Here is a 12147-nt window from a genome sequence, read left to right as displayed (position 1 = left end):
TTTTAATATAAGGGAAGAGTGCTTTTCATTTTGGAAAAATATGATTGCTGTCATGATCGAAATGAAATGATGGAGTTAAATGGAGGAATAAATGAAAATAATACAAAAAAGTAAACGTATTTTGGTAATAATAGAAGCTCTTTTAATGCTGGTATATATTTCTGCCTGCTCTTTCCAGGAAGAATCAGAACCACAGACAGAACATCGGGAAACATTTGAAATACAGTCAGATATGTCTGAGGTAGTAGAATCCACAGGCCTGCAGACCGCCCAAACCACAGAGCCTGACGGATTTGCTTCGGCGGAAAGTGCTGTTAAAGCCTACCTGGATGGGCTTAAGGCCAGTGATTTTAAACGCATGGCAGACACCTTTGCGGAAGAAAATTATTTAGATGATATTCTGCGCCAATACACAGTCCTCTGCCAGTTGGAGTTGAGCCCCGGTGGTTACATACAATTAAAAGAAGATGGGGATGTGAAACAGTTTATGAAGAAGCTGACGGGGCAGATGAAGGCAGTGGATTTAGGAACTATGAAATTGCAGGGATTTATACCTCCGGAATCACTCGAAGACACATATGGATCTGAGACACATCAAAAAAATATGGTCAAGCGGGCGGAAAAGTATGGCGGTGACAATATGGAAAGCTGCGTGGCCGTCATTGAATTGGGAGATAATAAGTACATCCTTTTATTTGATGTGATAGAATTCGATGGCCGATGGTTTAATCTGGAATTAGGTGGTTTTTTGACTAATATGGCAGATATAGATAGGGAGATGGCCGGAACTGCGTTGCTGGACCAGGAAGGATGGCAGGTTGTTAAGCAATTGATAGTCGACTCGTCAAAGGACCTATTGGAATCCGGAACAGAAAGACCTGATGCAAAGGAACCTACGGAAATTATTTTTGAATCCGAAGGATTTGATTCTCCGCAAAAGGCTGCAAAAGCCTATCTGGAAGGTTTTAAGGCTAATGAATTAGACCAGATGATAAGTACGTTCTCTATAGAAAGCTATGTGGATCATTACGATTTACAGTCCAGTTTAGAAAGTGTCCATGGGTATGCTTTTATGCATCAGGAATTCAATCTGCCTGCTGTAAATGATTTTTCAAGAGGCTTCAATATCCAAAGCAGAAAAAAACAAATTGTACAGGATATAGCAAAACAATCTTCTGCTGTTTGTATTATAAATGAAGGGTATTTCCGGAAATCCACTTTATTGGATGATGAAGATATTTCTGATGAAAATATTTCTTCAGTACTAATAGAACTGTTGAATCAATTGGATTTAAAGTCCATGAAAATCCTGGGGTACATCCCTCCGGAAGTACTATCAGAGGTATATGGTTCGGAAGGCTTCTTGGACACCAAAGCCAGGCAGACAAAGGTTTGCGGTGCTGACAGCCTGGAAGGCTGTGTTGTCGTCTTTGAACTTGAGGGGAATAAGTATTGCTTCTGTTTTGATGCAGTACAATATAAGGACAAATGGTACATCAGGCAGCTTGGCGGTGAGATTTCCTCATTGTTGGGTATATCCACCAATTTTATAGGGATCATGCCGGTTGAAGCATTGGAAAAGCCTGAGGCTGAGAAATTGATTGTTCCTATCACGTAATAGAAATCATAAGAAAAATGCACATACTGTTCCGCCGTGGATCCGGAATGAGACCATTCATTGCATGTAGAATATTAGACCAGATGTAATAACGGATTAATGATAGGAAGAAGTGATATAAAAGGGAATGTAATTTTAACTTTAGTCGGCAGAATTGGAGGGAAATCCATTCTGCCGACTAAAATTTTATGGTATATTTCTCAAGAATGATCTGAGGAGATATCTTTAAAAAGTCATTGAGTTACTGCCAGGTATATTGAAAAAGAGATTAAGAATGAGAGCCAGAAGATTAAAAAAAGAGAATAAAAAATAGTTATTAAATACATATAAACGGCTATTAATCACATAGTGGGGGGATGTAACGAAAAATGTATTATACTTTAAAATGGAAAAAAAGTAGTTATTTTTATTCTAAAAATGTAAGCCTTACTTGTTTGATGTTCTTGATTTTAAAGTATGATTCCTTTGTATATCAATTGTTCTTGGAATTGTAGCGTCAATAAGTATATTTGCCTGGGTGATATTCTTAATTAAGAATCAGAAATGGATGTGAAGGAGGAAGAGAATATGGAGAGAAGATTAAAAGAATGGTATGATATGGTTCTTTTTGGGTTTTAAATGAATATTGAATGACCTCATAAAACAGGAAAAATGTAATGCAATATTCTGTGGCGCGAAGAGCCTTTGGAATCAGAAAAATGAAAGCCAAAGGGGGCATGAAAAGGACAAAGCTTGTTGAAATTTATGAAAATAGAAAGGAACGAATTTATAAAAAAAGAATTAATGAATAAGTTTCAGAAAAATTTGTTTTGCTTCCAGTCCCTGATATATTAAGAAATGACTGATATGACAGAACGGGGATTGGAAAGCTATATTTATAGGGGAAAATGATTGTGATTGAGATAGCTGTTTGTGATGATGAGCGTTACTTGCTTAGAGATTTGGAAGAATGTTTGTATGAACTTGGGAAGAGTGCGGGCATTCAGGTAGACGTGGAATGTTATGAAGACGGCGAAGACCTGGTTAAGGCAGTGGAAAAAGGAAAGCGATATGATATTATTTACCTGGATGTTCGAATGAGATATATGGATGGTCTGGAAGCTGCATATAAAATACGTGAAATAGACCGTACGGTACAGATGGTATATGTGACATGTTATGACAGATGCATGAAAGAGACCTTCCGGGTAGCTCCAATTGGATTTATTACGAAACCCATAGAAAAAAATGAATTTGAAGAAACCTTTTATTATGCATTAAAGCTTGTAGAGGAGCAGGATGCGTATTACCGTTTCCGGTATATGAAGTCGGATTATAAGGTGGCAATATGTGATATTTTGTATTTTGAAAGCAAGCTTCGGGTGGCAGAAATTATCTTGCAGGATGGCCGTTTAAAAGAATATAGAGCGTTGAATGAGATAGAAAAAAGTCTGATACAAAGCAAAGGGAGATTTTTACGGGTACATAAGTCTTATCCGGTAAATTACCAGCATATTATCCGCATAGGCTATGAAGAGATAGAAATGCCGAAAGGAATCATTTTGCCTTTAAGCAGGACGTATAAAAATGCGGTGGATGAAAAACTGAGACAATTTAAAAAGAGGTAAAAAATGAATGCAGTTAAAATGATATTTACAGGCGTAAGCATGTCGTTATATTCTGCACTGTTATTAAAAGTATATCTGGATATTTTTCTCGTAAAAAAGAGTGGATATATGGGGATGGTCGGCTGGCTCTTTTTTTTTCTATGGAAGATTTGTATTAATACGGAAATGGTCTTTTTCCATCCCCTAATAAACCTGATCCTGACATTAACGGCAATTTTGTCAGTTAGTTTTATCTCCTATGAAGGGATATTATGGAGACGGTGTCTGCTTCCCCTGATATTCATGATGATGTGGATGCTTTTGGAGGGGTTAGCAGAAGCTTCTTATGTATATTTAAATAATGGGCAAAATACGTCATTTATGTTTAACTCCATTTTTGCAAAAATATTGATGCTTATAATGGTAATGGGAATCCGCCAGTTCATGAACCTCCATGGATGCGGAAGAGTCCCCTATGGCGGAGGAGCTTATTTAGCTATATTTCTGTTATCTGGAATGTTCCTGTATCCTGTATTTTATATGTTGGTTGAAACAACGGAAAGTAAAGGATCTGATTCCTTTGGCTGGCTATTAATGGCAGCATTGATATTAACGGTTATGAACTTATCCATGTATTCCATTTATTTAAGATTAGTGAAAGCTATCCAGATAAAAAGAAATATCAATATGTATATAAAACAGTTGGAGTATTATGGAAGGCAGCGTGATTTAGAATCAGCAGCAACGGCAGAAATCCAGGAAATGAAGCACGATATGAAACAGCGATTGATTTATTTACAGGAACTTGCGAAATCAGGTCAAAAAGAAAAATTATTAGTGACTTTAGAGGAGTTAATCGGCCAATCCGTGAGTGTAGGGCAATTGAAGTCAAGAACCGGAAATTTGATAATAGATGCCATGGTGAATCATGTGTGGGAAAAAACGTGTAAAAAAGGGATTCTTTTACATACAAAGCTGGAAGTACCACGGATAATGAAGATAAAAGATGAAGATCTGGGGGTACTGCTGGGAAATGCCTTTGATAATGCAGTAGAGGCTTCAGAACAAGTGGAAAAGGGTAAGGGAGAGATTTGGATAGAGATAACGTATGAAAAAGGATATATGTATATTTTAGTTAAAAACCGGTATCAGGGAAAAATAAAGCAAAATAAAGAACGCAGGCTGGTAAGCCGGAAAGAAGACGCGTTTCATGGCTGGGGGATTTACTCTATGAAGAAGATTGCAAAAAAATATCATGGGCATGTGGTACTGGACTGGAAAGAAGACATATTTTCCATGGAAACCATATTGTATGATGATATATAGATAAATTTAATAAAAAACGATGGTAGTAAGGACAGAATGACATTGGAATATAAACCGGATGTCATTTTGCCTTTTTTTATTGCACTTGGGGCACTGATGAAAGCATTAAACTTATGCCGGGAATTCTGGATTTTTAAATTATATTTTAAAAGAGTTAACGCTGTCATCTGAGGTTGCCGGTACGGAAGCTGATTTGGTGGAAACAAGATCAGGAGGACAAGTGCAGAGAAGAGAAAACTACCTATATGTGGGGATTGACCTCCACAAAAGAAGCCATACCGCAGTGTTAATTAACTGCTGGAATGAAAAATTAGACGTGATTGAAATTGAAAACAAGCCCAGCGAATTCAAAAAGCTGGCAGAAAAGGTAAATAGAAAAGCAAATCAGTTAGCACTCAAACCTGTTTATGGGCTTGAAAATGCCTACGGCTACGGCAGATCATTGGCAGTGTGGCTGCTTGAAAAAGGCTATGAGGTAAAGGACATCAATCCTGCCCTGGCCTATGACCAGAGAAAAAGTGCTCCAATGCTCAGTAAAAATGATGAGTATGATGCCCATGCAGTGGCAACGGTTTTAATTAACCAGCTTCATACCCTGCCGGATGCAAAGCCAACGGATAACCATTGGACCTTATGCCAACTGGTAAACCGCAGAGATTTATTAATCAAGGATGGCACCCGGTTTAAAAACGGACTCCATGAGCAGGTATCCCTCGCATACCCAAGCTACCAAAAGTTTTTTAGTGAAATAGATGGAAAATCTGCATTGTATTTCTGGAAAACATATCCCTCTCCTGCCCACTTACAGGGCAAATTAGCAGAGGAATTGACAGAAGAATTACGAGAAATATCAAAGATTTTTAAACTCAACAAAGCGGAATTCATTCTGGAGTGTGTCAAAGCAGACGGAAATACCACCCGTGATTTTCAGGCTTCCAGAGATTTTATCACCGGAAGTCTTGTGCTTGATCTGGAGCATCAAAAAGAGACTTTGGCTCAATTAGATAAAGAAATTGAAAAAGTGCTGTTAAGCTTTGACTGCAAACTAACCAGTATGCCCGGAATCGGAACTTATGTAGCAGGCAAGCTGCTTGCAGAAATCGGTGACATCCGCAGATTTTCAAACGCAGATAAGCTGGCAAGGTATGCGGGGGTAGCACCTGTAAAATTCAGCTCTGCCGGAAAAGGCAGAGAACAAAGCTCCAGACAATGACATTATAGAGGAATATGAAGAGTTTTTAAATGAAAGTTTATTGGTAATTGGTGAGATGGAAAGAGAAAATATGAATCTATTTCTATCAAAAACCGGTAACTTTTATGGTGGATATGATGATTGTATTATAAAGTGGGGTACAGATTTTAAAGTTATAATTTACAATTTAGTTAATGGGATTAAAGGTGATATGGTAATTATAGATTAATTTGTAACCTCCGAATCAATGTAAATAAGGTTCTCTGATTCGGAGGTACTTTTTCTATAATTGTTAAATAAATTTTATAACCCTCATACCATCCATAAATCCATCCTGATACAGAAAAGCTTCTTCTAAAGCGAATTGGTCTATAAGAGTGTCAATTAAATTTTCTATCAGCTTTTTCTTTGTTTGGTAAATTTTCAATAAAAAGCTCAGCTTGTAGAATTTTTTCATGTTTCTTCACAGTTTTCTCAGGCTGGTTTTTATGGAATCTATCAATTAGCATATTGATTCGTTCCTGAATAATCATATCCAGTAATTCCTGTTCGGTCATAATGTTTTCCTCCTTTGAGAACATAGGATACCGAAATTATTGTAGGAAGTCGATACAAGAAATCACTAATAATAAGTCTCAAAAACAGCAGAAATGGACAATAGGAATGATAGGTGGCTGTTCAAGAGCACCTTAAAAACACCTTAATAGCGTGGTTTATTGTTGGAGCCGTTATGGGTGGCGACGGCTGGGATGGAACGGATACGGCAGGCTTTGAAGATAAGTTTGAAAACTGCTATTTTACCAACCATTATTCTTCAGAAGATACCGTTCCGGCTGTAGTCAATTTTGTATCAAAATATACAGAAAAGTACGGTACGGAAAACTTAAATGAATGTGCGGCTCTTTACTATGATGCCATTTACATGCTGGTGGAAGCTGCCAAAAACGGCGGTGCATCTGACTCGGCTTCCCTGGTTAAGTGGATGACGGGAATTACTTTTACAGGTGTGGGAGGAACCTTTACTATGGATGAAAACGGCGATCCGGAGAAATCTGTAGCGATCAATACCTTTGAGGCCGGCAAGGTGAAATGGCTTATGATTCTTTCACCGGAAGGAACAAAGGAATAAAGCAGCATAAATCTTACAGGAGGGTCTGAAAGGCTGAAAGAAAAGCTTCATTCAACCTTGAGTTTATGAATCAACTGGATATGCAAGCATATCTGCTTGATTCATTAGGATACAAAATGATAGGGAGATGTGCATAAAGGCTTGAGAGGTCTTTGGTGCACATTTTCCTTTTGAGAAAGGAAGATCCTATGACATTTTCATTATTCTTTCAAAGCCTGATAAACGGACTGAACCAGGGCGCTATCTATGCTTTGATTGCACTTGGCTATACCATGGTGTACGGAATCATCCGCATGATTAACTTTGCTCATGGCGATTTTATCATGATTGGAGCTTATACATTATTTTATTCCATTCCTTTGATGATCCATGCAGGAATGCCTGCATGGATCTCCGTTTTCCTTGGGGTGGTCATATGCGGGGGGGTGGGGGTTCTGGTTGAGGTGATCGCCTATAAGCCGGTTCGCAAGGCAGGCTCCATGTCAGCTCTTATTACAGCACTTGCCATGAGTCTATTTCTTGAAAATCTGGCCATGGTTTTTTTGGTGCAAAGCCTCATAATGTCCAGAAGATATTTGATTTGCCTTCTGTAAACGTGCTGGGAGTGAATCTTCCCCTGAATGTTATTTTAACCATCAGTATCGGGCTGGTTATGATGGCAGGCCTTCAGATATTTATAAAGAATACCAAGATGGGGAAGGCCATGCGGGCAGTTCCCCAGGACCGTGATGCTTCCATCCTTGCGGGGATCAATGTCAATAAAGTAATTACCATGACCTTTGCCATCGGTTCTGCATTGGTGGCAGTTGCAGCCCTTATGTACTGTACAAAATATCCCCGTGTCACCAATGATATGGGTTCCATGATGGGACTTTAAGGCCTTTATTGCCGCTGTCCTTGGAGGAATCGGAGTCATACCGGGAGCAATGCTTGGAGGAATCCTGGTTGGCTTAATTGAGATTTATGTAAGGCTTTTTGCACCAGGCTGGTATGAAGCGATTACCTATGCCATTCTCATTGTGATTCTTCTGGTGATACCGTCCGGCATTCTTGGCAAGAATGTGGGCGAGAAAGTGTAAGGGGGTGAATCATGGAAAAGCGGTTTAAAGTTTCCTATTTCATTAATTTCCTTGGTGTTCTGGCAGTTTTTTTCCTGTTTGTCCTGCTTTTCGAGAACAATGCTTTTGTCAGGTCCACCCAGTATATCAAGGGAATCAGTACCACTGCCTGCTATACGGTCATTATGGTGGCTTCCTTAAATCTGGTGGTGGGCTGCATGGGGGAATTTTCCCTTGGCCATGCGGGCTTTGTATCCGTGGGTGCATATGCCTCGGCCATTGTGTCCAATGGACTTGCCGGAAAAGGACTTCCGGATATTGCCTTATTCCTGATCGCTCTTCTTGCGGGAGGAATTGCTGCCGGTATAACGGGGTTCCTGGTTGGAATACCGGCTCTCCGTTTAAGAGGAGATTATCTCGCCATTGTGACCACTGCTTTTGCAGAGATCATCCGGGTTCTTTTCTGCAATCTTTCTATTACCGGCGGCGGAAAGACCATGAGCGGCATTTTGAAGCTTTCCAACTTCTACTGGAGCTTCTGGATCATGGTGATCTGCATCACCGTCATGTACATGTACGTACGCAGCCGTTTTGGCAGAGCAGTGAAAGCCATTCGGGAAGATTACATAGCGGCGTCTGTATCAGGAATCAATGTGACCTATTATAAAGTGGTTCTTTCCGATATTAGTTGATATTAATGTGATAAATTGGTAAAATCCCCATATAGGATGGTGGTATATATGGAACAAGTACTTATTAAAGAATTGGATACGAATTTAGAATGTTCAGATTGTAGAATAAAAAGTGATAAAATAATTATGGAAGTTCATTCTGTGAAAAAAGCAGTGAATTGCCCATATTGCGGAAATTCATCATTTAAAGTTCATTCTATTTATCAGCGAGAAATTCAAGATATTTCCTTGCAGGATAAACAAACAATTCTTCTGCTTAGTGTAAGAAAAATGTTTTGTGATAATCCTCAATGCTGTCATAAAACATTTTCAGAACGGTTTGACTTTATTACTCCTAACGCTAAAAAGACAAAACGGTTAATTAATAAAATTTTAATTACTTCAACTAAATTAAGTTCCGTCAGGGCGGCAGCATTATTGAAATCAAGCAGAATTAAAACAAGCAAAAGCAGCATCTGTGACCTGCTTAAAAAAAATGCCAGCCATTGTGGATAAATCCCTTATAACTAAGGTCTGTGTGGATGATTTTGCTTTCCGAAAACGATACACATATGGAACAGTAATGGTTGATTTAGAAAGTCATAGAATTATTGATATCATAGACTCTAGGGAAACAAAAAATGTTGAAAAATGGTTAAGAACCTATCCTAACCTGCAAGTTATTTCACGTGATGGAGCACAAACCTATTCTTCAGCAGCAACAAATTCACATCCCCGTGCCTTACAAATCAGTGATAGATTTCACCTTTTAAAAAATCTATCTGAAGTTGCAGAAAAATATATGCGTCGTTTATTTCCATCTAGATTAGTTATTCCATCAACCATAACACAAAATGCACAAATGCAGGCACTTTATAATACAAGAAATCGTTCAGAGAGAATACGTTTTGCGAGGAAGAAACGGTCAGAGGGTTATACTGTCAATGATATTGCCTTACTTTTACATTCAGCTACAACAACCATTAACAGATACTTGGCAATTCCGGAAGATGAAATTCCAGAGTTACAAGAAAATGTCATGGAACGAAAACATATTCAGCAAATGGAAAAAAAGAAGGCTGCCATAGAGGAAGTTCGAAAATTATATTCTCAGGGACATACCGCAGATGAAATCAGCAGACTGACCGGGCATACATGGAAGACCGTAACCAATTATTTAAAAGATAACTGCTTACTAAATAATGGTCACTATGATCTCAGACTGCCCGGGAAACTCGCTCCTTATGAACAAACAGTAATTGAAATGCGATCAAAAGGATTTACTTATTCGAAAATTCATGAATATATTACAGAGAAAGGATATACCGGAACATTGGCATCATTGCGTGTATTTATGCAAAAGGAGCGAACTCATCGTCAAAGAGTAGAAAAGCAGTTTACTGAACCAGTAGAATATATTCCTCGTAAATTTATGTGCCAACTAATTTATCGTGAATTGGAAGATGTAAAAGGTTTAACACAGGATCAGTATGAAGCGGCATTAAAAAAATATCCGATATTGGGTAAATTATACACCCTACTAAAAGAATTTCATAGAATTGTATTCTCACAGAAAAGCAGTGAACTGGATGCATGGATAGAAACAGCTTCTACTTTACAAGTGGATGAGCTGGAGAGCTACATAGTAGGATTGAAAAAGGATTTGATTGCCGTAAAAAATGGTATTGATCATAAATATAATAATGGATTAGCAGAGGGAAGCGTAAATAAAATAAAGTTAGCTAAAAGGATAATGTATGGAAGAAATAGTTTTTTACTGCTCAAAGCAAAACTTCTTCTAAATGAACACTTTTATCAAATCAACTAACTATGGAAAGAACCTTTGAAGCACTTACATTTCTTATAAAGTAAAAAGAACCCATCATTTTATTTACTCAAACATCGCACTTGAATAGATCTCTATTTTTTATGAAATTAAATTTGCGAAATTAATTATACCTTATCCTTGAATAAGTATATATGCACCTTGCTACGAAAATAAATACTTCGTAGCAAGGTGCATAGTTAAAATCTATGTGCGAAGTTTGAGTTATTTAAAACAATAAATTCTTTGCTTTTAGAAAAAAGCTTTTCAGTTCGATGGATTCTGCAGTAGCAAGAGAATACGGATATAAGCCTGATAATCGTTATTTGTATTATGTCAAACTAGTCTATTTATCCCCTCTTCCGTAATCTTTAATTCACCTTAAAATTTTTCACTATGCTCTTTAAAGAAGTTATAATATATCCGCACATTTTCTAATTCGGTCCACTTTTTTATATCAACAGGTGTTTCATCAAAGTCATAAATTTTTGCTCCATGCATAGCTAATAGAAATGGCGAATGTGTGGAAATAATAAATTGACATCCAAAAAAGCGCGCGCCATTTTCGATAAAACGCATTAACTCCATTTGTCGGTTCGGAGAAAGACTATTCTCAGGCTCATCCAAGACATACAGAGCATTTTCACCTATTTTCTCGGTAAAATACATATAGGCACTTTCCCCATTTGAATATTCCTTTACATTATCAATTAATTCACTTCTGATAAACCGAGACTGTGTTTTATTTCTAGAACTATTTACTTTTTTGAGCTTGTCATAATCAGCCATAGACCGCATTTGAAATTTAGCGTATTTAGCTTCTAAATATTCATCAAACAGCGTTTCTCGTTTTGTATCAATTCCTTCGTTTAAATTTCTGATATTTAACATATAATCAAACACATCATCACTTGTGATTATCCTGCTGTCGGTAGGCAATTTAGTTTTTAGCCGCATGCTACACAGCCTTAAATAATTGGGATAAAAATTAGATTTATTAAACACTGAATCTCGCGAAATTCCAGTTTTTTCTGCAATGACATTTAATGCTGTAGATTTCCCACACCCATTTCCACCATATAAAATAGTAATGGGTTCAAAATCTATTCTTCCAAGACGGTGTTGTGACAGTACTCTAAAAGGATAATATGAATCATAACATGTTCTTTTCAAAGATAAAAAAAAGTCTGTTTCCGTTTCTTCATTAGGGAATGTAAAGTAATCTAAATAAATCATCTTAATTTGTATGAGCATTAATTATCTAATTGTCATACTTTTCCTTTCTACAAATTATCATATCTATTAACTTTGATTGGGCGTGGCTACATCTATTTTGCTTTGAACATAATCGATAAAGTTATCTATGGCTTTAAATTTTTCTTTATCAAGATCCTCATCGGGAAACTCGAATCCATATGTCGATTCAAGCGCCACAACAACTTTTATCAGGTTAAATGAGTTCATTCCTAAATCATACAAATTATCTGTATCGCAAATTTGCTCAATAGGTATTTCTGTATCGATATTTTTATGTACAATTTCTCGGATCTTAATTTCGATTGTCTCATCCATATTGACTACCTTCCTCTTAAATAGTTATAAATACCAGGACCCTTTAGATGTATTCACTTTTTTGATTTTCCGATGTAAAATCTGATATGATTTGTCACTTTACTACAAAATATAAATATTCTACAGTATAAGATATCAAGATTATAAAGTCAACAGTAAGCGTCTAATCT

The 12147-nt window shown here is 37.3% G+C and carries 15 protein-coding genes; 12 read left to right on the top strand and 3 right to left on the bottom strand.

All coding sequences use genetic code 11. The annotated features are described in order from the left end of the window. Positions 1-91: 91 nt before the first annotated feature. The 5 genes from ACYVD3_RS08500 to ACYVD3_RS08480 all read left to right on the top strand — a co-directional run bounded on the left by ACYVD3_RS08500 (position 92) and on the right by ACYVD3_RS08480 (position 5951). The gene (locus tag ACYVD3_RS08500; RefSeq protein WP_460642083.1) at positions 92-1618 is read left to right on the top strand and encodes a hypothetical protein; all 1527 of its coding nucleotides are present in this window, start codon (positions 92-94) and stop codon (positions 1616-1618) included. Positions 1619-2511: 893 nt separating this feature from the next. Further along, positions 2512-3225: a LytR/AlgR family response regulator transcription factor gene (locus tag ACYVD3_RS08495; RefSeq protein ID WP_460642082.1), complete on the top strand. Its 714-nt coding sequence runs from the start codon at positions 2512-2514 to the stop codon at positions 3223-3225. Positions 3226-3228: 3 nt separating this feature from the next. Next, positions 3229-4530 (top strand): GHKL domain-containing protein, encoded by a 1302-nt coding sequence (locus tag ACYVD3_RS08490; protein ID WP_460642081.1) that lies wholly within the window; start codon positions 3229-3231, stop codon positions 4528-4530. A 220-nt stretch (positions 4531-4750) separates the two neighbouring features. Then, positions 4751-5743 (top strand): IS110 family RNA-guided transposase, encoded by a 993-nt coding sequence (locus ACYVD3_RS08485; protein ID WP_460642080.1) that lies wholly within the window; start codon positions 4751-4753, stop codon positions 5741-5743. A gap of 40 nt (positions 5744-5783) precedes the next feature. After that, positions 5784-5951 (top strand): hypothetical protein, encoded by a 168-nt coding sequence (locus ACYVD3_RS08480; RefSeq protein ID WP_460642079.1) that lies wholly within the window; start codon positions 5784-5786, stop codon positions 5949-5951. A gap of 151 nt (positions 5952-6102) precedes the next feature. On the opposite strand, the gene ACYVD3_RS08475 is transcribed toward ACYVD3_RS08480, so the two are convergent. Continuing rightward, the gene (locus tag ACYVD3_RS08475; RefSeq protein ID WP_460642078.1) at positions 6103-6279 is read right to left on the bottom strand and encodes a hypothetical protein; all 177 of its coding nucleotides are present in this window, start codon (positions 6277-6279) and stop codon (positions 6103-6105) included. A gap of 113 nt (positions 6280-6392) precedes the next feature. Between ACYVD3_RS08475 and ACYVD3_RS08470 the strand changes: the two genes are divergently transcribed. From ACYVD3_RS08470 to ACYVD3_RS08440, 7 genes are all read left to right on the top strand, one after another. After that, positions 6393-6851, top strand: a complete 459-nt coding sequence (locus ACYVD3_RS08470) for an ABC transporter substrate-binding protein (RefSeq protein WP_460642077.1) — start codon at positions 6393-6395, stop codon at positions 6849-6851. A gap of 188 nt (positions 6852-7039) precedes the next feature. Beyond that, positions 7040-7444, top strand: a complete 405-nt coding sequence (locus ACYVD3_RS08465; protein ID WP_460642076.1) for an ABC transporter permease subunit — start codon at positions 7040-7042, stop codon at positions 7442-7444. Beyond that, entirely contained in the window at positions 7432-7728 is a 297-nt protein-coding gene (locus ACYVD3_RS08460) for an ABC transporter permease subunit (RefSeq protein WP_460642075.1), read from the top strand. Before ACYVD3_RS08465 ends, ACYVD3_RS08460 begins: the two co-directional genes overlap by 13 nt. 49 nt (positions 7729-7777) lie before the next feature. Beyond that, entirely contained in the window at positions 7778-7930 is a 153-nt protein-coding gene (locus ACYVD3_RS08455) for a hypothetical protein (protein ID WP_460642074.1), read from the top strand. A gap of 11 nt (positions 7931-7941) precedes the next feature. Beyond that, positions 7942-8601, top strand: a complete 660-nt coding sequence (locus ACYVD3_RS08450; RefSeq protein ID WP_460642073.1) for a branched-chain amino acid ABC transporter permease — start codon at positions 7942-7944, stop codon at positions 8599-8601. Between the two features lie 48 nt (positions 8602-8649). Next, a complete protein-coding gene (locus ACYVD3_RS08445; protein WP_460642072.1) occupies positions 8650-9096 on the top strand; it encodes a transposase family protein in 447 nt (148 codons plus the stop codon). After that, positions 9077-10408: an ISL3 family transposase gene (locus tag ACYVD3_RS08440; RefSeq protein ID WP_460642181.1), complete on the top strand. Its 1332-nt coding sequence runs from the start codon at positions 9077-9079 to the stop codon at positions 10406-10408. The genes ACYVD3_RS08445 and ACYVD3_RS08440 overlap by 20 nt, the downstream gene beginning before the upstream one ends. 378 nt (positions 10409-10786) lie before the next feature. Here the strand turns inward: ACYVD3_RS08440 and ACYVD3_RS08435 are convergent, their stop codons facing one another. Further along, positions 10787-11641, bottom strand: coding sequence for an AAA family ATPase (locus ACYVD3_RS08435; RefSeq protein WP_460642071.1), 855 nt, complete (start codon positions 11639-11641; stop codon positions 10787-10789). A gap of 66 nt (positions 11642-11707) precedes the next feature. Next, positions 11708-11977 carry a phosphopantetheine-binding protein gene (locus ACYVD3_RS08430; RefSeq protein ID WP_460642070.1) on the bottom strand — a complete coding sequence of 90 codons (270 nt, stop codon included), beginning with the start codon at positions 11975-11977 and terminating at the stop codon, positions 11708-11710. Positions 11978-12147 lie beyond the last annotated feature (170 nt).

This window comes from Lacrimispora brassicae, from assembly GCF_054772055.1.
Note: the sequence above shows the minus strand (reverse complement) of the source record. Positions and strands in the feature narration are given on the sequence as shown.

Coding starts and splice junctions, on each gene's coding strand:
- ACYVD3_RS08500 (WP_460642083.1), top strand. CDS start 92: ATGAAAATAATACAAAAAAGTAAACGTATTTTGGTAATAATAGAAGCT.
- ACYVD3_RS08490 (WP_460642081.1), top strand. CDS start 3,229: ATGAATGCAGTTAAAATGATATTTACAGGCGTAAGCATGTCGTTATAT.
- ACYVD3_RS08475 (WP_460642078.1), bottom strand. CDS start 6,279: ATGACCGAACAGGAATTACTGGATATGATTATTCAGGAACGAATCAAT.
- ACYVD3_RS08465 (WP_460642076.1), top strand. CDS start 7,040: ATGACATTTTCATTATTCTTTCAAAGCCTGATAAACGGACTGAACCAG.
- ACYVD3_RS08455 (WP_460642074.1), top strand. CDS start 7,778: ATGCTTGGAGGAATCCTGGTTGGCTTAATTGAGATTTATGTAAGGCTT.
- ACYVD3_RS08450 (WP_460642073.1), top strand. CDS start 7,942: ATGGAAAAGCGGTTTAAAGTTTCCTATTTCATTAATTTCCTTGGTGTT.
- ACYVD3_RS08445 (WP_460642072.1), top strand. CDS start 8,650: ATGGAACAAGTACTTATTAAAGAATTGGATACGAATTTAGAATGTTCA.
- ACYVD3_RS08440 (WP_460642181.1), top strand. CDS start 9,077: ATGCCAGCCATTGTGGATAAATCCCTTATAACTAAGGTCTGTGTGGAT.
- ACYVD3_RS08435 (WP_460642071.1), bottom strand. CDS start 11,641: ATGATTTATTTAGATTACTTTACATTCCCTAATGAAGAAACGGAAACA.
- ACYVD3_RS08430 (WP_460642070.1), bottom strand. CDS start 11,977: ATGGATGAGACAATCGAAATTAAGATCCGAGAAATTGTACATAAAAAT.